28 protein-coding genes are annotated in these 26,102 nt (G+C 60.7%); 15 read left to right on the forward strand and 13 right to left on the reverse strand.

What is annotated here, in order from left to right; all coding sequences use genetic code 11:
- Nucleotides 1–51 precede the first annotated feature (51 nt).
- Nucleotides 52–759 (forward strand): pyrimidine 5'-nucleotidase, encoded by a 708-nt coding sequence (locus tag AC1DE4_RS01185; protein WP_025658745.1) that lies wholly within the window; start codon nt 52–54, stop codon nt 757–759.
- A 109-nt stretch (nt 760–868) separates the two neighbouring features.
- Nucleotides 869–1,492, forward strand: coding sequence for an EF-hand domain-containing protein (locus tag AC1DE4_RS01190; protein ID WP_018857712.1), 624 nt, complete (start codon nt 869–871; stop codon nt 1,490–1,492).
- A gap of 49 nt (nt 1,493–1,541) precedes the next feature.
- On the opposite strand, the gene AC1DE4_RS01195 is transcribed toward AC1DE4_RS01190, so the two are convergent.
- Nucleotides 1,542–2,408 carry an LOG family protein gene (locus AC1DE4_RS01195; RefSeq protein ID WP_018857713.1) on the reverse strand — a complete coding sequence of 289 codons (867 nt, stop codon included), beginning with the start codon at nt 2,406–2,408 and terminating at the stop codon, nt 1,542–1,544.
- A gap of 181 nt (nt 2,409–2,589) precedes the next feature.
- On the opposite strand from AC1DE4_RS01195, the gene dapD reads away from it, so the two are divergent.
- From dapD to AC1DE4_RS01210, 3 genes are all read left to right on the forward strand, one after another.
- Nucleotides 2,590–3,450, forward strand: coding sequence for a 2,3,4,5-tetrahydropyridine-2,6-dicarboxylate N-succinyltransferase (dapD, locus tag AC1DE4_RS01200; protein ID WP_025658744.1), 861 nt, complete (start codon nt 2,590–2,592; stop codon nt 3,448–3,450).
- A gap of 160 nt (nt 3,451–3,610) precedes the next feature.
- The gene (gene dapE, locus AC1DE4_RS01205) at nt 3,611–4,804 is read left to right on the forward strand and encodes a succinyl-diaminopimelate desuccinylase (protein WP_018857715.1); all 1,194 of its coding nucleotides are present in this window, start codon (nt 3,611–3,613) and stop codon (nt 4,802–4,804) included.
- Entirely contained in the window at nt 4,791–5,387 is a 597-nt protein-coding gene (locus AC1DE4_RS01210; RefSeq protein WP_062371269.1) for a hypothetical protein, read from the forward strand. The genes dapE and AC1DE4_RS01210 overlap by 14 nt, the downstream gene beginning before the upstream one ends.
- Before the next feature lie 12 nt (nt 5,388–5,399).
- Here AC1DE4_RS01210 and truA read toward each other — a convergent pair whose 3' ends face one another.
- The 4 genes from truA to AC1DE4_RS01230 form a co-directional block, all read right to left on the reverse strand.
- Entirely contained in the window at nt 5,400–6,200 is an 801-nt protein-coding gene (truA, locus tag AC1DE4_RS01215; RefSeq protein ID WP_477815817.1) for a tRNA pseudouridine(38-40) synthase TruA, read from the reverse strand.
- Entirely contained in the window at nt 6,200–7,135 is a 936-nt protein-coding gene (gene fmt / locus AC1DE4_RS01220; RefSeq protein ID WP_477879550.1) for a methionyl-tRNA formyltransferase, read from the reverse strand. Before fmt ends, truA begins: the two co-directional genes overlap by 1 nt.
- A gap of 124 nt (nt 7,136–7,259) precedes the next feature.
- Nucleotides 7,260–7,778, reverse strand: a complete 519-nt coding sequence (gene def, locus AC1DE4_RS01225) for a peptide deformylase (protein WP_025658739.1) — start codon at nt 7,776–7,778, stop codon at nt 7,260–7,262.
- 97 nt (nt 7,779–7,875) lie between these two features.
- The gene (locus AC1DE4_RS01230; protein ID WP_477879552.1) at nt 7,876–9,372 is read right to left on the reverse strand and encodes a methyl-accepting chemotaxis protein; all 1,497 of its coding nucleotides are present in this window, start codon (nt 9,370–9,372) and stop codon (nt 7,876–7,878) included.
- Nucleotides 9,373–9,567: 195 nt separating this feature from the next.
- Between AC1DE4_RS01230 and AC1DE4_RS01235 the strand changes: the two genes are divergently transcribed.
- The 3 genes from AC1DE4_RS01235 (at nt 9,568) to AC1DE4_RS01245 (ending at nt 14,290) form a co-directional block, all read left to right on the forward strand.
- On the forward strand, nt 9,568–10,794 hold the full coding sequence (locus AC1DE4_RS01235; protein ID WP_018857721.1) for a DNA recombination protein RmuC: 1,227 nt from the start codon (nt 9,568–9,570) through the stop codon (nt 10,792–10,794).
- 48 nt (nt 10,795–10,842) lie between these two features.
- Complete coding sequence (locus tag AC1DE4_RS01240; protein ID WP_018857722.1) at nt 10,843–11,742, forward strand: ribokinase; 900 nt, start codon at nt 10,843–10,845, stop codon at nt 11,740–11,742.
- 220 nt (nt 11,743–11,962) lie between these two features.
- On the forward strand, nt 11,963–14,290 hold the full coding sequence (locus tag AC1DE4_RS01245; RefSeq protein ID WP_477879555.1) for a methyl-accepting chemotaxis protein: 2,328 nt from the start codon (nt 11,963–11,965) through the stop codon (nt 14,288–14,290).
- Nucleotides 14,291–14,363: 73 nt separating this feature from the next.
- Here the strand turns inward: AC1DE4_RS01245 and ptsN are convergent, their stop codons facing one another.
- From ptsN to lptC, 6 genes are all read right to left on the reverse strand, one after another.
- Complete coding sequence (gene ptsN, locus AC1DE4_RS01250; RefSeq protein ID WP_007529605.1) at nt 14,364–14,828, reverse strand: PTS IIA-like nitrogen regulatory protein PtsN; 465 nt, start codon at nt 14,826–14,828, stop codon at nt 14,364–14,366.
- A 63-nt stretch (nt 14,829–14,891) separates the two neighbouring features.
- Nucleotides 14,892–15,467, reverse strand: a complete 576-nt coding sequence (gene hpf / locus AC1DE4_RS01255; protein ID WP_025658734.1) for a ribosome hibernation-promoting factor, HPF/YfiA family — start codon at nt 15,465–15,467, stop codon at nt 14,892–14,894.
- Between the two features lie 252 nt (nt 15,468–15,719).
- On the reverse strand, nt 15,720–17,279 hold the full coding sequence (rpoN, locus tag AC1DE4_RS01260; RefSeq protein WP_018857726.1) for an RNA polymerase factor sigma-54: 1,560 nt from the start codon (nt 17,277–17,279) through the stop codon (nt 15,720–15,722).
- Between the two features lie 156 nt (nt 17,280–17,435).
- On the reverse strand, nt 17,436–18,218 hold the full coding sequence (lptB, locus tag AC1DE4_RS01265; protein ID WP_477879822.1) for an LPS export ABC transporter ATP-binding protein: 783 nt from the start codon (nt 18,216–18,218) through the stop codon (nt 17,436–17,438).
- A 39-nt stretch (nt 18,219–18,257) separates the two neighbouring features.
- Nucleotides 18,258–18,878, reverse strand: coding sequence for an LptA/OstA family protein (locus AC1DE4_RS01270; RefSeq protein ID WP_026371837.1), 621 nt, complete (start codon nt 18,876–18,878; stop codon nt 18,258–18,260).
- A gap of 13 nt (nt 18,879–18,891) precedes the next feature.
- Nucleotides 18,892–19,557: an LPS export ABC transporter periplasmic protein LptC gene (gene lptC / locus AC1DE4_RS01275; RefSeq protein WP_025658730.1), complete on the reverse strand. Its 666-nt coding sequence runs from the start codon at nt 19,555–19,557 to the stop codon at nt 18,892–18,894.
- A gap of 212 nt (nt 19,558–19,769) precedes the next feature.
- On the opposite strand from lptC, the gene sppA reads away from it, so the two are divergent.
- The 4 genes from sppA to AC1DE4_RS01295 all read left to right on the forward strand — a co-directional run bounded on the left by sppA (nt 19,770) and on the right by AC1DE4_RS01295 (nt 22,568).
- Nucleotides 19,770–20,720 (forward strand): signal peptide peptidase SppA, encoded by a 951-nt coding sequence (gene sppA / locus AC1DE4_RS01280; RefSeq protein WP_113161092.1) that lies wholly within the window; start codon nt 19,770–19,772, stop codon nt 20,718–20,720.
- Nucleotides 20,721–20,750: 30 nt separating this feature from the next.
- On the forward strand, nt 20,751–21,050 hold the full coding sequence (locus AC1DE4_RS01285; RefSeq protein ID WP_003544934.1) for an integration host factor subunit beta: 300 nt from the start codon (nt 20,751–20,753) through the stop codon (nt 21,048–21,050).
- Between the two features lie 122 nt (nt 21,051–21,172).
- Nucleotides 21,173–21,505 carry a hypothetical protein gene (locus tag AC1DE4_RS01290; protein ID WP_018857731.1) on the forward strand — a complete coding sequence of 111 codons (333 nt, stop codon included), beginning with the start codon at nt 21,173–21,175 and terminating at the stop codon, nt 21,503–21,505.
- Nucleotides 21,506–21,662: 157 nt separating this feature from the next.
- The gene (locus AC1DE4_RS01295; RefSeq protein ID WP_018857732.1) at nt 21,663–22,568 is read left to right on the forward strand and encodes a S1C family serine protease; all 906 of its coding nucleotides are present in this window, start codon (nt 21,663–21,665) and stop codon (nt 22,566–22,568) included.
- On the opposite strand, the gene AC1DE4_RS01300 is transcribed toward AC1DE4_RS01295, so the two are convergent.
- Together AC1DE4_RS01300 and AC1DE4_RS01305 are read right to left on the reverse strand one after the other, a co-directional pair.
- Nucleotides 22,562–23,017 (reverse strand): GNAT family N-acetyltransferase, encoded by a 456-nt coding sequence (locus AC1DE4_RS01300; protein ID WP_477879824.1) that lies wholly within the window; start codon nt 23,015–23,017, stop codon nt 22,562–22,564. The two genes, AC1DE4_RS01295 and AC1DE4_RS01300, sit on opposite strands and share 7 nt — an antisense overlap.
- Nucleotides 23,018–23,062: 45 nt before the next feature.
- Nucleotides 23,063–23,515: an SRPBCC family protein gene (locus AC1DE4_RS01305; RefSeq protein WP_477879557.1), complete on the reverse strand. Its 453-nt coding sequence runs from the start codon at nt 23,513–23,515 to the stop codon at nt 23,063–23,065.
- 120 nt (nt 23,516–23,635) lie between these two features.
- Here AC1DE4_RS01305 and AC1DE4_RS01310 point away from each other — a divergent pair, with 120 nt between their 5' ends.
- From AC1DE4_RS01310 to lspA, 3 genes are read left to right on the forward strand one after another with little or no spacing between them, the layout of a single operon-like run.
- Nucleotides 23,636–24,742: a class I SAM-dependent methyltransferase gene (locus AC1DE4_RS01310; protein ID WP_477879559.1), complete on the forward strand. Its 1,107-nt coding sequence runs from the start codon at nt 23,636–23,638 to the stop codon at nt 24,740–24,742.
- Nucleotides 24,732–25,592 carry a TrmH family RNA methyltransferase gene (locus AC1DE4_RS01315; protein WP_477879561.1) on the forward strand — a complete coding sequence of 287 codons (861 nt, stop codon included), beginning with the start codon at nt 24,732–24,734 and terminating at the stop codon, nt 25,590–25,592. Before AC1DE4_RS01310 ends, AC1DE4_RS01315 begins: the two co-directional genes overlap by 11 nt.
- Nucleotides 25,589–26,092 (forward strand): signal peptidase II, encoded by a 504-nt coding sequence (lspA, locus tag AC1DE4_RS01320; protein WP_018857737.1) that lies wholly within the window; start codon nt 25,589–25,591, stop codon nt 26,090–26,092. The genes AC1DE4_RS01315 and lspA overlap by 4 nt, the downstream gene beginning before the upstream one ends.
- Nucleotides 26,093–26,102: the final 10 nt, after the last annotated feature.

A 26,102-nucleotide genomic window follows, 5' to 3' on the forward strand; every position in this document is an offset into this window, starting at 1 on the left:
TATTTTTTCTTGCCGATTTCCTTGCGCGGCAAGCCGTGCCATAACGCCCCCATGACCAAGATAGATCGCACGCCGACCAAGGCGGACTTCTCGCATGTGACCGAGTGGGTTTTCGACCTCGACAACACGCTCTACCCGCATCACGTCAACCTGTTCGCGCAGATCGACAAGAACATGACGGCCTACGTCTCGACTTTGCTGCAGATGGAGCGGGACGAGGCGCGCAAGCTGCAGAAGCAATATTATCACGATCATGGCACGACGCTGCAGGGACTGATGATCCACCACGGTGTCGATCCGAACGACTTCCTCGAGAAGGCGCATGCGATCGATTATTCCAGCCTGACGGCGCAGCCCGAACTGGGCGCGGCCATCAAGGCCCTGCCGGGTCGGAAGTTCATCTTCACCAATGGAAGCGTCAAGCATGCCGAGATGGCGGCGGGCGCGCTGGGCATCCTCGAGCATTTCGACGACATCTTCGACATCGTGGCGGCGGACTTCGTGCCGAAGCCGGCGCAGGCGACCTACGACAAGTTCGCAGCGTTGAAGCGGGTGGAGACCGGCAAGGCGGCGATGTTCGAAGACCTGCCGCGCAATCTCAAGGTTCCAAAGACCCTTGGCATGCAGACAGTGTTGCTGGTGCCAAACAATCTCGAAGACACGGTTGTCGAATGGTGGGAAAAGACCAGCGGCGAGGACGATCATATCGACTTCGTGACCGACGATCTCACTGATTTTCTTGCGAAGATTACCGGTTAGGTTACGAAAGTTTTATCCAGCTTACCGATCTTTAATTGGGCGTTTTGCCACACCAGCCCTACCCTCTCATCTGTAATCCGATTGCGATTGCATATTGAAAGGAGCTGAAATGTCTCGGAACAAGCTGATACTGGCCGCACTCTCCTCCGTCTTGATCGTTGGTGCCGCAGGCACCAGTTTTGCAGCATCTCACGACAAGAAGCCTCATCGGCCTCGCCCGCAGCACAGCATGGGCATGATGATGGGCCCGCGCATGGGCGCGATCCGCGAAGTCATCTTCGTTCGCATGCTGAAGCAGTTCGACACCAACAAGGACGGCCAGATCTCCAAGCAGGAAGCCAAGGACGGCATGGAGGCAATCTTCGTCGCGATCGACACCGACAAGGACGGCTCGCTGACGCCAGGGGAAATCCGCAAGCACCGCGAAGCCATGATGGCCAAGATGAAGGCACCTGCGGATGATACCGCGGATGACGATGCAATGCCGATGGCACCGCCGGCCGATGCCGACAGCGCCCAGCCAGCACCACCGCAGGCCACCCCTGAAGGCCGCGGCATGCGTGGCGGAATGATGCGAGGCATGATGATGATGCAGCGCTTCGATACCGACGAGAACGGCCAGATTTCCAAGCAGGAAGCCGAAGCCGCCTTCGACAAGTTCTTCACCTGGATGGATCGCAACAAGGACGGGGTAATCTCGCTCGACGATATGCCGGATCGTCCATTCCCGTAAGTTTGGACTTACCGATCGATCGCAAGGCCCGTCGTTCTGGCGGGCCTTTCTATTCGTGGTGTTCGTAGAAGTCCTCGATAATCTTCCAGGCGGCATCCGCGGTGTCGACGAAGCTGATCAGATCGACGTCGTCAGGCGCGATCGTGCCGAACTCGGCCAGTGCCTCGAAATTGATGATGCTGCGCCAGAACTTCTCTCCGAACAGGATGAGCGGCATCTTCTCCATGCGGCCTGTCTGAATCAGCGTCAGGCACTCAAAGAATTCGTCCAGCGTGCCGAAACCACCGGGAAAGACCGCAATCGCCTTGGCGCGCACCATGAAGTGCATCTTGCGGATGGCGAAGTAGTGAAAGTTGAAGCTGAGCTCCGGCGTGACGTAGACGTTCGGCGCCTGCTCGTGCGGCAAAACGATATTGAGACCGATCGACGGCGCGCCTTCATCGGCGGCACCACGATTGCCGGCCTCCATGACACCAGGCCCGCCACCGGTGACAATAACGTATTCGTGGAAATCGAAGCTCGCCGAATACTTCGAGCAGAGCCGCGCAAACTTGCGTGCCTCGTCGTAGTAGACGGACGCGGCCTCGAGATTGGCCCGCTGCACCTCGTTGCGCGCCGCCCATGCGCTCTGGCCGGGAGCAGGAATACGGGCGCCACCAAACATCACCACCGTTGACTTGATGCCGCGCTCGGCGAGCAACATCTCCACCTTCAGCAGTTCGAGCTGCAGCCGGATCGGCCGCAACTCCTCGCGGCACAAAAAATCCTCGTCGACATAGGCAAGACGATAGGCCGGTGACAGGGTCTGCGGCGTCTTTGGGACGGACTCGGCGCGATGCTTGTCGACCGCACTCGTCTTGAGCGGGGCCCATACGCCATCCTTGCGCCGCAGTCTGCCGTTTCGTGCCTTTGCCATGCCTAATGCCTTTCAATACCGCCGGCTTTCAGAGCCGGTATGTCGTCCCGAGGCGTTGAAACGCCGCGGGAAAAATCATTCCATTTTACCCGTTCATGCGATAGAGCAGATCGCACCCTGCCAATCACAATTCCGGAGGCTTCGGTCTCCAACGATAAAGATCGAAGTTTAAGGAATTCCCATGAGCGCCAGCGACCTTTCCTCCCTCGAAAAGACCATCGAAGCCGCCTTCGACAACCGCGACAATGTGAATACGTCGACGAAGGGCGAAGTCCGCGACGCCGTCGAAACAGCGCTCGAACTCCTCGATGGCGGCAAGGCACGCGTTGCCGAGCGTGGCAGCGACGGCGTCTGGAAGGTCAATCAATGGCTGAAGAAGGCCGTCCTCCTCTCGTTCCGCCTGAACGACATGGAAGTCGTCAAGGGCGGTTCGGGCAACTCGACCTGGTGGGACAAGGTGCCATCCAAGTTCGAAGGCTGGGGTGAAAACCAGTATCGCGCTGCCGGCTTCCGCGCCGTGCCGAACTGCGTCGTGCGTCGCTCCGCCTACATCGCCAAGAACGTCGTGCTGATGCCGTCCTTCGTCAACCTCGGCGCCTTCGTCGACGAAGGCACGATGGTCGATACCTGGGCGACCGTCGGTTCCTGCGCTCAGATCGGCAAGCATGTGCACCTCTCCGGCGGCGTCGGCATTGGCGGCGTTCTTGAGCCGATGCAGGCCGGCCCAACGATCATCGAGGACAACTGCTTCATCGGCGCGCGTTCGGAAGTCGTCGAAGGCTGCATCATCCGCGAGGGCTCGGTCCTCGGCATGGGCGTTTATATCGGCAAGTCGACCAAGATCGTCGATCGCGCCACCGGCGAAGTGATGTACGGCGAAGTGCCGCCCTACTCCGTCGTCGTTGCAGGCTCGATGCCGTCGGGCAATGCCACCATGGCCAACGGCCAGCCGGCGCCGCACCTCTACTGCGCCGTCATCGTCAAGCGCGTCGACGAAAAGACCCGCTCGAAGACCGGCATCAACGAACTGCTTCGCGACTGATCAAGTCTTGAGGTTCCGGCGGTCTACGCGTCTGAAACGATGGGTGCCTCCGAAACGCTGACGGTCGGACTTGATCCGGCAAAATGAACGGCACATTTCAACAAGGCGGTACCGCCGCCTTGCCTTTTCTTTGCCACTACCGCTGGATAGTTCCACTCCCATGACCGCTACCGATCCCGTTGCCAATCTTCAGACTCTGATTCGCTGCCCGTCCGTCACGCCCGCTGAAGGCGGCGCGCTTTCGGCGCTCGAGGCAATGCTGTCGCCGCTTGGCTTCAAGGTGGATAAGGTGAAGGCGACCGAGCCGGGAACGCCCGATATCGAGAACCTCTATGCGCGGCTCGGCGGCGAAGGCCCGCACCTGATGTTTGCCGGGCATACCGACGTCGTGCCGGTTGGCGACGAAGCCGCCTGGACGCATCCGCCCTTCGCCGCCGAGATTGCGGACGGCGAACTCTTCGGACGCGGCGCTGTCGACATGAAGGGCGGGGTCGCCTGCTTTGTCGCGGCCATTGCCCGCTATATCGAAAAGCATGGCGCACCGAAGGGCTCGGTCTCATTCCTGATCACCGGCGATGAGGAGGGCCCGGCGATCAACGGCACGATCAAGCTGCTGCAATGGGCGGCCGAGCGCGGCGAGCGCTGGGATGCCTGCCTCGTCGGCGAGCCGACCAATCCGGACAAGCTCGGCGACATGATCAAGATCGGCCGCCGTGGCTCGCTCTCCGGCAAAATCACCGTGCATGGCGTCCAGGGCCATGCCGCTTACCCGCATCTTGCCGACAATGCGGTGCGCGGCATCCTGCAACTCACGCAAGCGCTGATGGACCCACCTTTCGACGCTGGCACCGACAATTTCCAGCCGTCCAACCTGGAAGTGACGACCATCGACGTCGGCAATCCGGCGACGAACGTCGTACCCGCCAAGGCAACGGCGAGCTTCAACATTCGCTTCAACGACACGTGGACCGCCGCGAGCCTGCAACAGGAGATCCTGCGCCGCCTCGATGCCGCGGCAGCGGAAGGCGTGCTGCGCCCCGGCCGTGCGCCGCTCAAATACGATATCGTCTGGGCCGAGCGCCCGAGCCACGTCTTCCTGACCCGCAACAACGCGCTGATCGCCTCGCTGTCTTCGGCCGTCGAAAGCGTCACCGGCCAGTCCCCGAAGCTCTCCACGACGGGCGGCACGTCGGACGCCCGCTTCATCAAGGATTACTGCCCGGTCGTCGAGTTCGGCCTTGTCGGCCAGACGATGCACATGGTCGATGAACGCGTCGCAATTTCCGACCTCGAGCGACTCACGGTAATCTATGAAACCTTCATCGAGCGCTGGTTCGCTAATGCCGGGCTTTAGGGAAGTTCAGTACTATCTTGCCGGGATCTGGCTGCTGATCCGCATGGATCCGCGCGGCTTTCGCTTCCTCGACATGTCGGATCGCGGCGTCAACCGCTCGTTCTGGGCGATCTTCTGGTGCCTGCCGCCAATGGGCATCTCGTGGCTATGGTGGCGCCAGGCCTTCCTGCAAACGATGCCGCCGCATACCGACGTCGGCGCACTCTTCTATTTCAGACTCGGGCTCGTCGAGGCCGCCAATTGGTTCGTGCCGCTGGTCTTTGCAGGCTTGCTGCTGCTGGCCTTCAAGAAGGGCGAGCGTTTTGGGCCTGTTATCGTCAGCGTCAATTGGCTCGGCGTGCCGCTGTCCTACGTCAATGGGATGCTGCTCGCGCTCGTCTTCTTCCTGCCACAGCTGGTTGGCCTCGTCTCGGTGCTGCTGCTGGCCTTCATGCTTGCGCAGGTCTTTGCGATCGCACGCATCCTGAGGATGATCTTTTACGGCCAAGGCCTGATGGTTGGGGCACTCACGCTGGTGCTGCTCGTGCCATCACTGATGCTGTCGGAATACCTGCAGCGCTTTCTCGGCATTTATCCCGTCTGATCAGCGAAAAAATCAGAAGTCCTCGCCGTCGTCGCCTTCCACCGGCGGGCGCCGGTCGACGATGACGTCGGGATAGTCCACCTGCATGAAATAGAGTCCATCCGGCGGCGCGACCGGGCCACAGGCCTTGCGGTCTCGCGCATCCAACGCGGCGCGGACGTCGGCCGGCGTCCATTTGCCCTCCCCCGCGAGCTTGAGTGTTCCCGCGAAAGAACGGATCTGGTTGTGCAGGAAGCTTTGGGCCGTAGCACGAATCTCGATCAGTTCGCCGTTTCTCGTCACGTCCAGCCGATCAAGTGTTCGAATCGGACTGTTGGCCTGGCAATGTGCGGAGCGGAAGGTGGAGAAATCGTGCTTGCCGACGAGCGTCTGCGCCGCCGCATGCATGACCTCATGGTCAAGCGCTTTTGGGACCCACCATGCCTTCCCGGCCTCCAGCGCCAACGGCGCCCGGCGGCTGATGATGCGATAAAGATAATGGCGCCGCAGCGCCGAGAACCGTGCGTCGAAGAACTCGCTCGCCGCTCCCACGCTGACGATCGCGACCCGCTCCCCGGCCATCTTGAGGTGGGCGTTCAGCGCATTCTGCAATTTGAAGGCCGACCACTCCCTGGCGAGATCGGCATGGATGACCTGGCCCATTGCATGAACGCCGGAATCGGTGCGCCCCGCGCCGCGGATCGACACCGTCTCACCGCTTGCCGACAGAATCGCCTTCTCGATCGCCCCTTGGACAGACGGTCCATTCTCCTGCCGCTGCCAGCCAACGTAAGGACCACCGTCATATTCAACGATCATGCGGTAACGATGCATCAGGGAAGCCTCGTGCCCGATGGAAGCGGTGTCCCGCGCAGGAAATCAGCGGCCGACAACGGCTTGCCACCGGCTTTCTGCAGTCTGGTCAGGCGAACGGCGCCGGTTCCACAGGCAACGACCAGATCATCGGTCAGCAACTCGCCAGCGCTGCCGAGGCCTTGTGCGATTTCCGAGGCCAGCACCTTGACGCGCTCAGGCTTGCCGCCGATTGCCACTTCGAACCACGCGCCCGGAAACGGCGCCAGACCGCGAATGTGATTATGGATGTCAGCGGCGTCCCGCGAGAAGTCGATCCGCGTCTCGCCCTTGTCGATCTTGGCGGCGTAGAGCACACCGTCCGACGGCTGCGGCGTCAGGGGAAGATCGCCCATCTCGAGCTTGACCATTGCCTCAGCCATTGCCCTGGCCCCGACATGCATCAGCTTGTCGTGCAATTCCCCGGCCGTGGTGTCGGGGCCGATCTCGACTTCACCGGTGAGAGCCACCGGGCCGGTATCGAGCCCCTTGTCCATCTTCATCACCATCATGCCGGTCTTTTCGTCGCCGGCCATGATCGCCCGCTGAATCGGAGCAGCACCCCGCCACCGGGGCAGGAGTGAGGCATGACCATTGTAGCAGCCGTGGCGCGTGCCGGTCAGAATCGCCTCCGGCAATAGCAGTCCATAGGCAACCACAACAGCGACATCTGCATTATGCGCCCTGAAGCGCTCGCGCTCTTCCGGATCCTTGAAATTCACCGGCGTAAAGACGGGAATGCCGAGCAGCTCAGCCGCCTGGTGCACCGGCGACTTCTGCAGGTCCAACCCGCGCCGTCCGCCCGGCCGTGGCGGCTGCGTGTAGACGGCAAGAATCGTGTGACCCGCGTCGATCAGCGCTCGCAGGGTCGGGACGGAGAATTCGGGCGTGCCCATGAAGATGATGCGAAGCGACATTTCTATCCCGCCATGTTTCCGGTCAGACGTCTTCAAACGGGCTTGCGAGCTTCAGATCAAGCCCCTTCAGGCATCCGGCCCGCGAAATCGCCTGTCCAGCGAGGCTGCGTCAGCAAAGGTCCGGTTAGAGCGCCTTCGCCGACTTCGCCGCCTTTGTGAACTTCTTGATCACCATGTCCCGCTTCAGGCGAGAAATGTGGTCGATGAAGAGTACGCCGTTCAGGTGGTCAATCTCGTGCTGCAGGCAGGTCGCGAGCAGGCCGTCGGCTTGCACCGTCTGCTCCTTGCCATCACGGTCGAGATATTTGACGGTGACGGTCGCCGGGCGTTCGACTTCGGCATAATAGTCAGGGATCGAAAGGCATCCCTCCTCATATACCGAACGCTCGTCTGTCGATGCCACGACCTCCGGATTGACGAATACGAGGGGCTGCTTCTCTTCGCCCTCGCGGGAAACGTCGATGACCAGCATGCGGCGCGGCACGCCGATCTGGATGGCAGCAAGGCCGATACCGGGCGCGTCGTACATGGTTTCAAGCATGTCGTCGGCAAGTCGCTGAAGATCGGCGTCGACGCGCTCGATCGGCTTGGAAACCTGACGAAGCAGCGGATCGGGGAGAATGATGAGTGGCTTGATGGTCATGGCGTTCCCATAACGCATCTTTTTCCAGGATGGAATTATCCGGTGGGCTGGCGGAGCGCTTTTTTACGCCCCAGCCCGGAATTTCGCCGCATTCCCGTCATGCGGCGCGGCGTGTCGTGGTCATCGAACGTTGCTCGACGCCGGTACGGAAGCGCTGCAGCAGTGCAACCAGATTATCGACTTCGCCGCGCAGGCGCCGCGTCTCGGCAGAGGTGTTCTCGACCATTCCCGAGTTCTGCTGCGTGATCGTGTCCATGTTGCGGATGGCGACACTGACCTCGTTGACCCCGGTTGCCTGATCGCGCGCGGCAGCGGCGATATCGGCAACGAAGCTGTTGATGATATCGATGCGGTTGATCATGTCGTTCAGCGCCTCGCCGGTGCTGCTGACGATGTCCACTCCTTCGTTCACCTGGACCGAGCTTTCCGAAATCAGGTTCTTGATCTCCTTGGCGGCGTCGGCGGTGCGCTGCGCCAGTTGGCGGACCTCTTGCGCCACGACGGCAAAGCCCTTGCCCGCTTCGCCGGCACGCGCAGCCTCCACGCCGGCGTTCAACGCCAGCAGGTTCGTCTGGAAAGCAATCTCGTCGATGACGCCGATGATCTTGGCGATCTCGGTCGAGGATTTTTCGATGCCGGCCATCGCGGAAACGGCACTGGTGACGAGTTCGCCGGAGTTCTTGGCCTTCTGCTGCGTCTCACGGACCGCACCGGATGCCTTTTCGGCGTTTGCGGCAGTCTGTCCGACACTGACCGAAAGCTGTTGCAGCGCCGCCGAGCTTTCCTCGACGCCAGCTGCCTGCTGGGCCGTCCGCAAAGCAAGGTCATCGGAGGCCTTGGCGATCACGTCCGTACCCCTCAGGATCTCGCCCGAGGTTGCCCGCACCGAGCCAAAGGACGCGCGAAGAGCGGCGACGGCGCGGTTATAGTCGTCGGCCATGGCTTTGAAATTACCGGGGAGATCTGGCGGCAGCGTGGCCTCGAGATCGCCGTTCGACAGCGCCTCCAGACCGCGGCGAAGATGATCGAGCGCAACGGCCTGGTCCTGCTCGGCCTTTACGCGCTCTTCTTCCAGCTTGCGTCGCTTCTCTTCGAGCGCTTCCAGATAGACCGAGATCGAATAGTCCATATCGAGCATCGCGGCCTTGATGACCGCTGAAAGCTTCTCGGCCAGCACCTTGCCCTGCTGCCTGGCGAACATGGAGGGCCACTGCTTGGCCATCAGGCCCTTCACGAGTTCGCTCATCAGCAGCGCGTAGCCACCGATATACCAGCGAGGCTCGAGGCCAATACGGGCATGGGTCTTGCCCACCGTGACCACGCCTTTGACGTAGGTTTCGTCGAAGTTGCCGCCAGCCAGATTGGCCCAGTGGTCTTCCTGGCGCTTCTTGGCATGTCCCATATGCGCTTTTTCGGCAAAGAAGCTTGCGACCTCAGACGTCCTTGCCAGCTTCGCGTAAAACTTGTCGAGAGCGCCGCCGAGCAACTCCGAGATTGCCGGGCGCATCTCACGCAGCGCCGCGCGGGCTCCGTCGTCCAGCTCGATGAAATCGAGGCGTTGCTTGAGCGTGCTGTCGGACTGCTGGCTGGTCATGATCTCTCTGCTTTGTAATTGATGCAAAAGGGAATTTGACCTGACCTTTTACGCAATATGGTTGAGCAAAGGTTAAATGAACTTGAGATTTGTCAACTGTCGTTTGTTCCCTCTACGAGCCAATCCTTTGGGAAGGCTTGCGAGTTGTTCACGTTTTGATCTAGCCATCCCACACGAGTTTGTTATGGTGGCGAAATGAACACCAGCTCTGAGTCGTTTCTCCTCGCCCTTTCCCGTATCAGTCCTGCCACGCTGGCGCTCGCCGGAGGCGCAATCGCGGCTCTGGTCTTGTTGCTGATCCTCCTTCTCGTCCGCAGCGGGCAGGTGCGGCGCGAGCAGGCCGAGGTAGCGAGCCTCCGTGCCGCCGAGACGGATGCTCGAATGGCCGAACTTCTGAAAATCCAGGCGGAAATGCACGGGCGCATGTCGACAATGGCCGAAGTGTTCGGCTCGAGGCAGTCCGAGCTCAACCAGGCGATCAACCAGCGTCTCGATGGTATGTCGCAGCGCGTCAGTTCGACGATCAGCGAGCAGACCAAATCGACGCACGAGAACCTGCAGCGGCTGCAGGAGCGTCTTGCCGTCATCGATGCCGCCCAGAACAACATCCAGACACTGGCGAAAGATGTCGTCGGTTTGCAGGCGATCCTCTCCAACAAGCAGACACGCGGCGCTTTCGGCCAATCGCGCATGGAGACGATTGTCGCCGACGGCCTTCCGATGGGGGCCTATGCCTTCCAACAGACGCTTTCCAATGGCTCGCGCCCGGACTGCACCATTCGCATGCCCAACGGCGCACCACCGCTGGTGGTCGACGCGAAGTTCCCGCTTGAAGCCTGGAACGCGATCCGGGACGCCGGCGGACCTGACGGAGCCAAGGTCGCCTCGCAGCAGTTCCGCCGCGACATGGAAACGCACATCCGCGATATCTCCGAGAAATATCTGATCCAGGGCGAGACGCAGGACACGGCCTTCATGTTCGTGCCGTCGGAATCGATCTTCGCGGAGATCCACGAGAATTTCGAAGCGATCGTGCAGAAGGCGCACCGGTCGCGCATCGTCATCGTGTCGCCTTCGCTGCTGATGCTCTCCATCCAGGTTATTCAGGCAGTCCTGAAAGATCAGCGGATGCGGGCCCAGGCACACGTCATCCAGGGCGAAGTCGCGAACCTGATGGACGATCTCGGCCGTCTCGACGAGCGTGTTCGCAAGCTGCAGAGCCATTTTTCCATGACGCAAAGAGATGTCGACCAGATCCTCACCTCCACCGATAAGCTCACCAAGCGCGGCGCGAAAATCGAAGCTCTGGAGTTCGAGGGCGGCGACAACAGCAAGGCCGCGGCGCGGGACGGTGATGGCGCGCCAAAATCCGTCGACAGCCGCAGCGGGCTTCTGAAGCTCAGAGTGGTTGACGACGAGTAAGCCCTTCAGGCAGTGTCGCGCTCAAGAAAAGCATTGGACAGGACACTCATGATCACAGTCTTCGGCTCCATCAACATGGACCTCATCGCCACCACCGCGCGCTTGCCGAAGCCCGGCGAAACGGTTGCCGGCAACGGCTTCTCAACGGCAGCAGGCGGCAAGGGCGCCAATCAGGCACTTGCGGCGCGACGCGCCGGCCGAACCGTTCACATGGCGGGAGCCGTCGGCCGCGACGCCTTTGCGGAGCCGGCGGTTGCTCTCTTGAAGGACGCCGGCACTGGACTTGAAACCGTCAAGCAGGTCGACGAGCCGACCGGAACCGCACTGATCCTCGTCGGCGGTGACGGCGAGAACATGATTGCCGTTGTGCCTGGCGCAAACGGCACGATGACGCCGGCCGATGCCGACGTCGCGATCGACGCGATGAAGGAGGGCGACATCCTGATGCTGCAGCTCGAGGTGCCCGTTCCGGCCGTCGAGCGGGCGCTGGCCGCGGCGCGCGCCAAGAGTGTCACGTCCATCCTCAACCTGGCCCCACTGATCGAAGACGCTCCACGCCTCGGCCGCCTTGCCGACATCGTGATCGCGAACGAAACCGAGTTCGAGCGTCTTGCCGGCCAGGAAAACATGGGCACGGCGGATCGCGAGGCCGCGCTGAAACGACTCAATGCGGAGACGGGGCAAACCCTGATCGTGACGCTCGGCGCAGACGGCGTCATCGCAATCCGCGACGGCGTCATCTCCCGTGCGAAGGGATTGAAGATCGAGCCTGTCGATACAGTCGGTGCCGGCGACACGTTCTGCGGCTATTTCGCCGCGAGCCTGGACGAAGGCCTCGATTTCGAGGCATCGCTGCGGCGGGCCGCCGTCGCAGGATCGCTCGCCTGCCTCAAGCAAGGCGCTCAGCCATCGATCCCATCAAGCGCCGAAGTCGCAAACGAGCTATAGGGCAATTCGCCCCGCGACATATCGGGGCGGTTTGCCGTATGCAGCGTCTGTTTTCATTAGATTTCATTCGAATTTAATAGGTTTCCGGCGATGTTCCAGCCATCGCCGGCCTTCGCCAAGGGGTCGGCTTCTGTCACGGCTGCTCCATGAGGGGGCGACGCCTTCGTCCCCTGTGCCGATGAATGCCCCGTACGGCACATCCTTGCTTCCCGAGGAATACATGTTCATCTTTCGCATGAAATCGCTTGCAGCCAAGCTTATCCTCATTACGGGCGTTGCCATCGCCCTCGTCCTCCTCATTTCCAACTTCCTCCTCATCGGCGAGACGCGCAACCGCGTGCGGACCCTCACCATGGACCAAGCTAATCTCGAGGCGAAGGCTATCGCCAACGAGGTTGCCTCATCCGTCGGCGAGCTGGCAGGGGCCGCGCGCTCGATGGCCGGCACGATCGGTCATGGTCAGGAGGGCAAATATCTCGACCGCAAGGCCGTTCTGGACATGCTGAAGGCAAACGTCGAGCGGAACCAGTTTGCCTTCGGCAGCTGGTTTGCCGAAGAGCCGAACGCCTTCGACGGCCAGTCGCCGTCCATGGCCGGCAAGGCCGAATTCGGCGCAGCCAAGGATGGCACATTCAACCCGTACTGGACGAAGAGCAAGGACGGCGGCTTCAGCTTCTCCACCTTCGATTCCGACTATAAGGCTGCCTGGTACGCGCTCGCCGCAGAAAGCAAGAAGGGCGCGCTGTCGCCGCCTTATGCCGAGACGACGACCGGCGAGAATACCACGATGACGTCCATTGCCTATCCGGTGTTCTCGGGTGGCAAGATGATCGGCGTCAGCGGCGTCGACATCTCCCTCAAATCGCTCCGCGATAAGCTTTCGACGCTCCACCCCTTCGGCTCTGGCCGCGTTACGCTGCTCTCGCAGACCGGCAAATGGATTGTCTCGCCGATTCCCGAGCTTTCCATGAAGGACTATGACGGCGAAGGCACAGATGCCGTGAAGAGCGCGCTTTCGACGCTACAGCCAGCCGTCGTCAAGGACCTGAGCTACGATAGCTACGAGCCCTTCGACCGCGTCGTCTATCCCTTTGCCCTGCCCGACGTGAACACGACCTGGGTCATCCTCGTCGACGTCCCGCACTCGGCCATCAACGCGCCTGTTCAAGATCAAACCTCCATGATGGTTGTCGCCGGCATTCTCGTGCTCGCAGCCGTCATGATTGCCCTCTACCTAGCCGTCCGTTCCCTCGTCCAGCGTCCGATCGGCGGTCTCGTCGCCAGCGTCAAGGCACTCAGCGACGGCAAGTACGAGCAGCCGGTAGCCGGTCAGGATCGCGCTGACGAGATCGGCGCCGTGGCCAAGGCTCTTGAGGGCTTCCGCTTCGCACTCGCCGACACGCAGCGTCTTGAGGCCGAGGCAAACAACCAGCGCGATGCAGCCGAAACCGAGCGTGGCCGCTCGGAAGCCGAGCGGCATCAGTCGATCACGCTGCAGCGTCATATCGTGTCGATCGTCGGCTCCGGCCTGTCCGAATTGTCCCAGGGCAACCTCGGCCATCGCATCACCGAGGACTTCCCGGGCGAATACGCCAAGCTGAAGCAGGACTTCAACGCGGCTCTCGAAAGCCTCGAGGAAACCATCAACACGATGAACCTCAGCGTCGTGAACATCGGCTCCGGTACAAGCGAAATCAGCGGCAGCGCCTCCGACCTCGCCAAGCGTACGGAACAGCAGGCAGCAAGCCTGGAAGAAACGGCAGCCGCGCTCAACGAGCTCACCGCACAGGTCAACTCCAGCGCCGACAACGCCCGCACGGCGGCTGATAACGTCAACCTCGCCTGCGAGGATGCCGAAAAGTCAGGCGAAGTGGTGCGCAAGGCAATTGCTTCGATGCAGGGCATCGAGCAGTCCTCCACCGAGGTCTCGCGCATCATCGGCGTCATCGACGAGATCGCCTTCCAGACCAACCTGCTGGCCCTGAATGCCGGCGTTGAAGCCGCACGCGCCGGCGAAGCCGGCAAGGGCTTTGCCGTCGTCGCGCAGGAAGTCCGCGAGCTGGCCCAGCGTTCCGCGAACGCCGCCAAGGAGATCAAGACGCTCATCAACACTTCGGCCGTACAGGTCAAGGAAGGCGTCGATCTGGTCGGCCGCGCCGGCGATACGCTGCATAAGATCTCCGAGCAGGTCATGGGCATCAACGGCCTTATCCGCCAGATCTCCGCATCGGCCAGTGAACAGGCGATCGGACTGAAGGAGATCAACCAGGCCATGAACCAGATGGACCAGGTTACCCAGCAGAACGCAGCCATGGTCGAGGAGACGACGGCAGCCAGCATCACGCTGAACGACGAGGCCCAGACGCTGAAGCAACTCGTGACACGCTTCCGCGTATCCGGCATGAGCCACGCTTCCGCACTACGCTCGACGGCTCAGCAGATGCGCGCGCCGACGTATCGCCAAGCTGCAGCACCGGCACCGCGCCGCGCAGTTCCGCAGACTCAGGGCTCGGCAGCGCTCGCTCAGGACAACTGGGAAGAGTTCTAAGCCGAACTCGACGGCTTGAATGAAGAAAGGCGCCTGAGCAATCAGGCGCCTTTTTTACTGGCATGTTGAATGCTCAGGCTGCGTTCGAGGTCTGCTCCTCATTGAGGAACGCATAGATCGCCGAGGCGGAGTCGGTCGCACGCAGCTTGGCGACGAGATCGTGGTCGCGCAGCACGCGGGCGATGCGCGAGAGGGCCTTGAGGTGATCAGCGCCAGCGCCTTCCGGTGCGAGGAGCAGGAACACCAGATCCACGGGTTGATCGTCCAGGGCCTCGAAATCGACGGGCTGATCGAGACGCGCGAAGATGCCGACGATGGAATGGACGCTTGCCAACTTACCGTGCGGAATAGCGATCCCGTTACCGACGCCGGTCGAGCCAAGGCGTTCGCGCTGCAGGACAACATCGAAAATTTCCCGCTCCGAAAGCCCTGTGACTTTCGACGCCTTTGCAGCCAATTCCTGGAGGAGCTGTTTCTTGGAATTTACCCTAAGGGCGGGAATGATCGCATTTTGCTGCAGCAAATCTGCCAAAGCCATTTTATTTTCCTTCTGCGCCAAGAGAGGAGAGCGGCAGCCTAACTGCCGCCCTTCGCCTTGATCTCAGCTTTTGATACTGGCTGCATCGATCCAGCCAATGTTACCGTCGTGCCGACGATAAACGATGTTCAGTTGTTCCTTGCCTGGACTGCGGAATAGCAGCAGCGGCTCATCCGTCATGTCGAGCGCCATCACGGCGGTCGCGACAGACATTGTTTTTAGTTGCTTGGTGCTTTCGGCGACGATCGCCGGCGCGAAGTCATCCGGGATCTCGTCTTCGTGGTCCGACATGCCATCCATGACGGTGTAGGCAACTTCCGCAGAACCATTCTGGTGATTTCCGGCGTAGTGATCCTTCAGCTTGCGCTTGTAGCGGCGAAGGCGCTTCTCGATCCGCTCGGAAGCGGCATCGAAGGCCAACTGCGGGTCCATCGCCTCTCCGGCGGCATGCAATACAACTCCGCTATCGAGATGAAGCTTGCAGTCGGCGGAAAAACGGGCGTTGGCCTTATGCACGATCACTTGACCAGAATACCCTCCGTCGAAGTATTTCGTGACGGCGACACCGATTTGGTCCTCGATCCGCTGACGGAACGAGTCACCAATTTCCATATGTTTACCGGATACACGCACACTCATGGAGTTTCCCTTCTTACAGTGTTTGCGGGTACCAGTTTACGCCAAGGCTCACCCTCATCCAAGCACTTCGCGCGATCCCAAGCAAGATCGGCCGAAGTTGCCGGCTTCAGGCGCCCTGAGGATGATGGGGATAACTTCCAACGCTGTCCACAGCGCCAATTGCGGCGCGCTTCTAGCCAGAAGTTACCAAAATGTCAACAGACGCATGAATTAGAATTTATAAATACACGTATCGGTAGCTCCAGGCAGCAATCAAAAACCCGCAACCTTGGCCAAAGCGCGCTTCTCCCGCCGGCGCTGGACCGAGGATGCGATGTTCATCGCTTCCCGGTATTTAGCCACCGTGCGACGGGCCAGGTCGATGCCGCCCTTCTTGAGAATAACCACGATATCGTCGTCGGAAAGCACGGATTCCGGGCTTTCCTGCGAAATCAGCGTCCGGATCTTGTGGCGTACGGCCTCGGCCGAATGGCTGTCACCGCCTTCGACGGCGCTGATCGAAACGCTGAAGAAATACTTGAGCTCGAAGAGCCCCCGCGGCGTCAGCATGTACTTGTTGGATGTGACGCGGCTGACGGTGGATTCGTGCATCTTGATGGCGTCGGCCACCGTCTTGAGGTTGAGCGGCCGCAGGTGATCGACCCCATGCATCAGGAAGGCGTCCTGCTGCCGAACGATCTCACTCGCCACCTTCATGATCGTCTTGGCGCGCTGGTCGAGGCTCCGGGTCAGCCAGTTGGCGGTCTGCAGGCATTCCGACAGAAACGCGTGATCCTCACCACTCTTGGTGACTTTTGAAAAATACGCCTGGTTGACCAGAACGCGCGGCAACGTGTCGGGATTGAGCTCGATCAGCCAGCCGCCGTCGGAGCCTGCCCGCACGACGACGTCAGGCATGATCGCTTCCGACATTCCGGTTTCGAAGCCGGCACCTGGCTTGGGATTGAGCTGCCGGATCTCGCCCAGCATGTCGAGCAGATCTTCCTCGTCCACGCCACACAGCCGCTTCAGCGTCGCGAAGTCACGCCGGGCCAGGAGCTCGAGATTGCTGACCAGCGCCTGCATGGCAGGGTCAAAGCGGTCTTTCTGCCGAAGCTGGATCGCCAGGCACTCCGCCAGATTGCGGGCGAATACACCGGGCGGATCGAGCGCCTGCAAGGCGGCGATTACACGCTCGACATCGTCGACACCCGCGCCCAGCCTGTCGGCTGCTTCCGTCGCATCGCCCTGGAGATAGCCTGCCTCATCCAGCTGATCGACGAGATGTTGAGCGATCAGGCGATCGGCCATATCGGGCAGGACAAAGGGCAACTGCTGGGCAAGATGATCGCGAAGCGAGATTTGACCGGCAACGAAATCATCGAGATCGTAGCTCTCCGCCCCTTCGCCGCTGCCGGGCATCGACTTCCACTGGCTGATCAGCTCCGGAGCATCGGCGCGCTGCGGGACGCCGTCATCGGGAAACACGTTGGCATAATTGGCGTCGAGTTCGTCGCTGAGGCGGCTTGCCCCACCGCTGTTGCCACTCTCGTACCAATCGCCCGACAAGACCTCGGTTCGGCTATCGTAGCCGTCGTCGGAGGGGTCTTCAGCCTGATGCGCGTAGGCCTCGTCCTCCGCGCCCCCGCGCTCGCTGCCCGATTCCGCATCATTTGACGGAATCTCGAGCAGCGGGTTCTTTTCGACTTCCTGGGCAATAAACTGCGTCAGCTCGAAATGCGTCATCTGCAGCAACTGGATGGACTGCATCAGTTGCGGTGTCATCACCAGCGACTGGTTCTGGCGCAGGAAAAGATTGGCCGACAGTGCCATAGCGGACGCGAAACTCCCGTTCGTCTCCTCCGGGAAACCGCGTCCTGCCACGGGATCAGGCCACGGAAATCCAAGTTGGCCCAAAAATTGCTTTTTTATTCTATTTGGTCAAGCGGAACTGTCACAGAAGGTGAATTTCCGCGGCGCGAGAGCGCGTCAGAGGCTGAAATTATCGCCGAGGTAAAGGCGCCGCACTTCCGGGTTGTTGACGATGTCGTTGGCACGACCGTGCGTCAGCACTTCGCCGGCATGGATGATATAGGCGCGGTCGATCAGGCCCAACGTCTCGCGCACATTGTGGTCGGTGATCAGCACGCCGATGCCGCGCGCCGTCAGATGATGCACAAGATGCTGAATGTCGGCGACGGAGATCGGATCAACGCCCGCAAACGGCTCATCGAGGAGCATGAAGGTCGGATCGGTCGCCAGCGCGCGGGCAATTTCGAGGCGGCGACGCTCGCCACCGGAAAGCGACACGGCGGCGCTCTTGCGCAGCTTGCGAATGTGAAACTCATCGAGCAGTTCGTCGAGCTTCTTCTCGCGCGCAGCCTTGTCGTTGATGTGCACTTCCAGGACGGCGCGAATATTCTCTTCGACGGTCAACCCCCGAAAGATCGACGCTTCCTGCGGCAGATATCCGACGCCCAGCCGCGAGCGACGGTACATCGGCATCGTCGTGACTTCGTTGCCGTCGATCTCGATCGTACCTTCATCAACGGGCACAAGCCCGGTGATCATATAGAAGCAGGTTGTCTTGCCGGCGCCGTTCGGACCCAGCAGGCCAACGGCCTCGCCGCGTCGAACGACCAGCGACACGCCGTTCACGACACGGCGGGTGCTATAGGTCTTGGTCAGACCGCGCGCAATCAGCGTGCCCTGGTAACGGCTTTTGTCGCCGGCGGGGGCTTCAGCAGCTTTCTGCCCGGACCTGCCGAACATGGTCGATAGCGAGAATAACTTCACGTGGTACGGCCGGGGTCAGTTCTGTTTCTGCGATTTCGGATCAAGCTGAATCTGGACGCGCCCCCCGCAGCTCTCCAGCTGTGCCTGTCCCGTCTCCATGTGCACAGTCAGCTGGCAACCCGTAAAGACGTTGGGCCCATCGGTGAGGACGACCCTGTCACCCTTGAGGATGAAAAGCTGCTTGGCCATGTCGAACGAACCGTTGTCGGCGGTAGCTGTCTGCGTGCCCGAGGTCAGGTACACCTTGTCCGTCACCACGATGTGATCAATATCGGCGTTTCCGGATGAAATCGATGCCGAAGCATTCTTGGTGTCGGCGGCCTTGGCGTCGGCGGCAGGCGCGTTCGCGTCGCCGGCCTTCGGCTTGTAGTAGACCGTCATGTGGCCGGCCTGCAGCGTCGTCTTGCCCTGCACGACCTTCACATTGCCAGTGAAATCGGCCGTGTGCTCCTTATCGTGGATCTCCAGCTTGTCGCTCTCGATCTGGATCGGTTCGTCACTGCTGAGCTTCAGCCCATCCATCTGACTGGTTGTTGCCTGCGCCAGGGCGCCTCCGGTCAACACAAGCAGCGCAACCGCGCCACTCAGAAATACTGCTCCCGCCTTGCGGGTAGAAATGCGACAAGCGTTTGTCATGGTGACCCGGCTGTTAAGTGCCCTGTTTGTGAATAGCTGAGGGATCGACGTTCATGCGTACATTTCCCTCGAATGTGATCGTCTGCCCCTTATCCGTCATCTTGACCGACTGCGCAACAATAGAGGCACCATCTTTCTGAATGCTTACGGGATCCTCGCTGGTGAGCTTCCCGCCCTTGATGTCGACCTTGGCGCTCTGGAAGTTGGCCGTCAGCCCATTGCTCAAAAGGATGGCAAAGGGAGATTTGACATCGAGATTGTCGGTCGCACGATCGTAATCTGCGGCCGTCGCCTCGACGCGGGCGATCAGATCGTCCTTCATCGGGACGGCCGCCTTGATATTCTCAAGCGTCATCAGGTTGGGATTCTTGATATCCTGAAGCGCACGTTCCGCCAGCATCGAATAGTTGATGCCATCCGAGTTGCGGCCGGAGATGGCGGGCTTTTCCATCACCACCTTGCCATTCTCGATCTTGGCGCCCTCGATCTTGATGTTCTCCGGCAGGTAGGTGCGGATCACGGATACACCAATGAAGATCAGCGACACCACAACGGCCGCGATCGGAAGAATGACCTTCAGGCGGCGCACCCGTGCCGAATGGAAGCGCGCAGCGACATAGGCGCTTCGCTCCGGCGTCACATAGTCAGCCTGTCCCGTGGTGTTCAAAGTATTGAGCATAACCTGGTCCGTGTAGGTGATGGAGCAGCGTATATAAGCATTCTCGCGCTCGATCACAGTTCGTTTCGCATTATTACACTGACTTGCCAATATGGATTTTTTTCTGCAACAAGCAACAAAGGCGCCGACGCGTGCAAAATCTACGTGTCCGAACGGCGCAGGAGCCCTAGATTTGCGGGATCACGCGTGCTCCCCACCCCCTGGAGGAATGTATGGACAGTTCCATGATCGCCGATCGCCGCAGGCTTCGCCGCAAGGTCGGTTTCTGGCGCGTCGTCGCGGTGCTGCTGCTCGTGCTATTGGGTTACGCTGCTTACCGGGCACTCATCGGCGATATCGCGACCAGTCGGCCGCACGTCGCCCATGTGACCATTTCCGGGCTGATCACCGATGATGACGAGTTGCTGGAGCGGCTGAAGAAAATCGAAAAGAGCGATGCGGTGAAGGCCGTCATCGTCTCGATTTCCTCACCCGGGGGCACGACTTATGGCGGAGAGCGGATATTCAAGGCAATCCGCGCCATTGCCGCCAAGAAGCCTGTCGTATCCGACGTGCGCACGCTGGCCGCTTCCGCCGGCTACATGATCGCGACCGCCGGCGACATGATTATTGCCGGCGACAGCTCGATCACCGGCTCGATCGGGGTGATCTTCCAGTATCCGCAGATCAGGCCGCTGCTCGACAAGATCGGCGTTTCGATGGAAGAAATCAAATCGTCGCCCTTGAAGGCCGAACCGTCGCCATTCCATCCGGCGAGCGAAGAGGCCAAGGCCATGATCAACAACATGATTCTCGACAGCTACGGCTGGTTCGTCGATCTCGTCGCCGAGCGGCGCAAGCTGCCGCATGATGAGGTGCAGAAGCTTGCGGACGGCTCGATATTCACCGGCCGTCAGGCGCTCAAGGTCAAGCTGATCGACCAGATCGGCGGAAATGACGAGATCAGGACCTACCTTGAGACGCGCAAGGTCAGCAAGAACCTACCTGAGGTCGATTGGGACAAGAGAAGAAACACAGCTTTCCTGCTCGCGGACAGCGCGTCTCATATCCTCACGCTGCTTGGTTATGACGATCTTGCCAAGGCGCGTGACCTCGGCGGAATCCTGCCGCAGAAGTTGCTCCTTGACGGGCTCCTTTCAGTTTGGCAGGTTGGCAATGATTGATAAGAAATCAATAATTTAAGGGGGACGAAAGTGATCAAGTCCGAACTGGTGCAGATCGTTGCAGCCCGCAACCCGCATCTTTATCATCGTGACGTCGAGAATATCGTCAACGCGGTTCTCGATGAGATAACCGACGCGCTCGCGGCCGGCAATCGCGTCGAGTTGCGCGGCTTCGGCGCCTTCTCGGTGAAGAACCGCCCGTCCCGCTCCGGCCGCAACCCGCGTACCGGCGATACCGTTTTCGTCGAGGAGAAGTGGGTTCCCTTCTTCAAGACCGGCAAGGAGCTGCGTGAGCGCCTCAACCCGGGACAGGCCGACGAAGAGGATTGATCCTCTCCCTGATGCAGCCTGCGGCAAGCCCGCACTTGAACTTGGCTCTCAGCCCACTATCCTGCTGACCAGATCAAAGCGCTGCGTCAAAGTCGACGGGCGTTGATATACGGAGGCCGAGCATGGCGAAGAAGATCACCAACCTTTTGATTTTTTTACCACTCGGAATCATTTTGATCATCTTCTGCGTCGCCAACAGGCAGGTGGTGACGCTCGCCTTCAACCCGTTTCGGCCGGACGACCAAGTCCTTTCCTTGTCAGCGCCGTTCTTCGTGTTTCTTTTCATCACGCTGATCATCGGCATGCTGGTCGGCTCGGCAGCCACCTGGCTCAATCAGGGCAAATACCGCAAGCGCGCGCGAACCGAAGCGAAAGCGGCCGTTCGCTGGCAGGCCGAGGCGGACCGCCACAAAACCCACGCCGAGGAAATTGCGGGCCATCTGCCGTCGAGGTGACGCGCACGCCAAGGGCGGACAGCGGGCCGAAATTCAGCTATGCAACCACTTGCAGCCATAGATCCGGCTTCATAGCTATATAAAATGCGACCCACTGCACATCTGCTAGGCACAGTCGTTTCGCGGCATACGAGCCCTGCCTTGCGAGGATGAGACCATGAATATCGACGAAATCCTGCGGTCAGTCGTGGCCGTTCGCTCCTCAATTCCTGATGATGCCTTTACGGCCGGCACACTCGGCACGCGCCGGGAGGGAAGTGGCGTCGTCATCAAGCCATCCGGACTGGTCCTCACCATCGGCTACCTGATCACCGAGGCCGAGGAAGTCTGGCTGACCACGCTAGACGGGCGCGTTGTCGCGGCCCATCCTCTCGCCTACGATCAGGAGACCGGGTTCGGCCTGCTTCAAGCACTGGGTGACCTCGGCCTGCCGGCATTGGAATTCGGCGACGACATCGGCGCTAACCTCGGTGATCCCGTCGTGCTGGCAGATGGCATCGGCCAGTTCGTGGAAGCCAGGATCGTGGCAAAGCAGGAATTCGCGGGTTATTGGGAATATCTGCTTGATGAGGCGATCTTCACCACGCCTGCGCATCCCTCCTGGGGAGGCGCGGCACTCATTAATGGCGACGGCAAGCTGCTTGGCATCGGGTCACTGCGGCTGCAGATGAGTCAGGGCGGCGACGCCGTCGATATCAACATGATCGTGCCGATCAATCTGCTTCCGCCAATTCTGGACGACCTGATGACCCAGGGCCGCGTCAACAAGCCACCGCGTCCATGGCTCGGCGCGTTCTCCGCAGAAAGCAACGGCGATGTGATCGTTATGAGCGTCGCCGACGGAAGTCCTGCGGACGAGGCCGGCCTGCGCCGAGGCGACATCATTTCCGAGATCCGCGACGGCGAGGTCGATGGACTTGCCGATTTCTATCGCAAGGTCTGGAGCAGCGGCCCAGCCGGCGCGGAAATCCCGATGCGGGTGGTGCGCAATGGACGCGAGGCGTGGCTGCGCATCAGGTCCGCCGATCGCAATGCTTTCCTGAAGAAGCCGCAGCTTCAATAGGCCTGCGCATCCCGGGCGGCTGGGTAGAAACTCATCTCTTCGTAGTCGCCTTCCGCCGATGAGCCGGATCCCGTGACGATGAACCCCTTGGATCGATAGAAGGCGTTCGCACGCTCGTTCTTGACCAGGCATTTCAGCCGATACTTCCTGAGCGGCCAGTTCGGCAGCGCCGTGAGCAAGGCGGCTCCCGCCCCCTGCCCTTGCCAGGACTTGCTGATATAAAGCATGTGAATGAAATCGTCCGGCGGCCATAGGGTCATGAAGCCCGCGGTCTCACCGTTCGGCGCTTCTGCAATCCATAGGTCTTCGCCCTGTGTGTGGACGCTGAAATCCTCGTGGCGGAAGCTGGCCGGATCGACCCATTTGAATGTTTCGCGGCGGACGGCCAGATATATGTCGGCCAGCCTTTCCAACTCCGATTGAAGTGGCGATCTGATGGTCCACTTCACGGATGGTGACGTCGTCTGAATGGAGAAATCTGTCAATTCCGACCCTTATTCTGCGGCTTTGGCACTGACGGCGGCGTTGAAGCTGGAGAAGAACTGCTGCGCCAGCTTAGCGGAGGTTGAGTCGATCAACCGCGCGCCGAGTTGGGCAATCTTGCCACCAACCTGGGCCTTTGCTTCATACTGCAGGACCGTCTCCTGGCCCTCATCCTTCAATACGACATCAGCGCCGCCCTTGGCAAAGCCGGCAATACCGCCCTTACCTTCGCCCGAGATCGTGTAACTTTCCGGCGCCTGAATGTTGGAGAGCAGGACCTCTCCGTTGAACGTCGCCGAAACCGGACCGATCTTGACCTTCACCACTGCCGTGAGCTCCGTCGGGGACTTCATCTCCAGGTTCTGACAACCCGGAATGCACTGCTTCAATATCTCGGGATCATTGAGTGCCGCCCATACGACATCCCGGGGTGCGGCAATCCGTTCTTCGCCGGTCAAGTCCATCCGAAAATCCTCCCCTTTTCGACGTGGCTCAATTTATCACAGCCCGAAAGCGCTTTGCCAAGATGAAACGGAATGCTATTTGCACGGGCTCTATCGAATTGAAGCACGCGGAAGATTACGTTGAGACAGAAAGAACGCCGGCCAGGCCAGAAACCCGCCGCCGGCCCCTCCGGCGGACGCCGCGCCGACGATCGAGGCCCGCGCCCGGCAAAGCCCGCGGCGAAGCCGGCGCCGGCCCGTGAAAGGGTGCGCGAACCTGCCTCCGTGCCTACGGCAATCGACCGGCCGCTGATGGTGCGGACTGGCGAGCGTCCGGCTGAACGTGTGCCCGTCATCCTCGAATCCCTTGGCGCAGGCGACTTCCATCTGATCGACAGCGGCAACGGCGAGAAACTGGAGCAATACGGCCCCTACCGGATCGTGCGACCGGAGGGCCAGGCGTTCTGGCAGCCGTCCTTGCCGAAACAGGCTTGGGAGAAGGTCGATGCAGTGTTCACCGGCGATACCGACGAGGAAGGCACCGGGCGCTGGCGCTTTCCCAAGGAGGCGCTCGGCGAGACCTGGCCGCTCAATCTGCTCGGCGTGGATTTCCTCGGTCGCTTCACCTCTTTCCGCCACGTCGGCGTCTTTCCCGAGCAGATCGCCCACTGGACCTGGATGAAGCAACAGGTCGAGGCCGCCAAGCGGCCATTGAAGGTTCTGAACCTCTTTGGCTACACCGGTGTTGCCTCCCTGGTTGCCGCCGCTGCAGGCGCTGAGGTTACGCATGTCGATGCTTCCAAGAAGGCGATCGGCTGGGCGCGCGAAAACCAGGCGATGAGCCGGCTGGAGAAGGCGCCGATCCGCTGGATCTGCGAAGACGCGATGAAATTCATCCTGCGGGAAGAACGCCGCGGCAACACCTACGACATCATCCTCACTGATCCGCCGAGTTTCGGCCGCGGCCCGAACGGCGAGGTTTGGCATCTTTTCGCGCACCTGCCGCTGATGCTCGATATCTGCCGTGAAATCCTGTCTCCGAAGGCGGTTGGACTTGTGTTGACGGCCTATTCGATCCGGGCCAGCTTCTATTCGATCCATGAACTGATGCGCGAGACCATGCGCGGGGCCGGCGGTGTCGTCGAATCCGGCGAGCTCGTCCTTCGCGAGGCCGGGCTGGACGGCAAGGCGCCGGGCCGCGCACTCTCCACCTCACTCTTCTCCCGTTGGTACCCAAATGAGCCATGAACACAGGGGCCACGGCCCGCATAAGGTCGGGCACGTGAAAGAGGTTACCTCGCTCGCCAATCCGATCATCAAGGACATTAAGGCGCTCAGCGACAAGAAGACCCGCGAGCAGAGCGGCACCTTCATGGCCGAAGGCTTGAAGCTGGTCATCGACGCGATCGAACTCGGCTGGACGATCCGCACGCTTGTCTATGCCAAAGCGGCCAAGGGCAAGCCGCTGGTCGAGCAGATGGCGGCAAAGACGGTCGCCTCCGGTGGGCTGGTGCTCGAGGTCAGCGAGAAGGTGATTTCCTCGATCACCCGTCGCGACAATCCGCAGATGGTGGTCGGCATCTTCGAAAGCCGCTGGAAGCCATTGCGCGAGATCCACCCAAGGCCGGGTGAAACCTGGATCGCCCTCGATCGCGTGCGCGATCCCGGCAACCTCGGCACGATCATCCGCACAGCCGACGCTGCCGGCGCCTCTGGCGTCATCCTTATCGGCGAGACGACCGATCCCTTCTCGCTCGAAACGGTGCGCGCCACCATGGGCTCGGTGTTTGCCGTTCCCGTTGCACGCGCCACGGCGGAAGAATTCATTGCCTGGAAGAAGCACGCTGGAGCTTCCGTCGTTGCTACGCATCTGGCAGGGTCAGTTGACTACCGTACCATCGACTACAAGAAGAAGCCGGTGGTGATCCTGATGGGCAACGAGCAGTCCGGGCTGCCCGAGCATCTTGCCAAGGAAGCCGATGCGCTTGCCCGCATTCCGCAGCAGGGCCGTGCCGACTCGCTCAATCTTGCCGTCGCCAGCGCCGTCATGCTGTTCGAGGCGCGCCGCCACCTCCTCTCACTCGACGAGGCCAAATGACCGAACAGACGCTAGAACGACCGACGCTGCTTGCCCGGCCGCTGCCAATCCTGATCTTCATCGTCATCGCCGTCGCACTCGACCAGATCGTCAAGATCGTTGTCGACCACACCCTACCAATGCAGGAGCCGGTGCATCTTTTCCCGATGCTGGCGCTTTACCGAACCTACAATCTCGGCGTCGCCTTCTCGATGCTCTCGGGCATGGACGGCTGGTTCATCGTCGGCATGCGCCTCATCATCGTCGCTTTCGTCATCTGGCTCTGGCACCGCACCAACAAGCAGCGCACCTTCGCTCACCTCGGCTACGCGCTGATCATCGCCGGCGCGCTCGGGAACCTGATCGATCGCTTCCTCTACGGGCATGTGATCGACTACATCCTGTTTCACACCGAGACATGGTCGTTCGCCGTCTTCAACTTGGCCGACAGTTTTATCACGATCGGCGCGGGATGCGTGATTCTGGACGAGCTGATACAACCTAAAAACGCAGACCGTTAAAATCTTAGCG

The sequence above is a fragment of the Rhizobium sp. 10N414 genome (genome assembly GCF_056394785.1).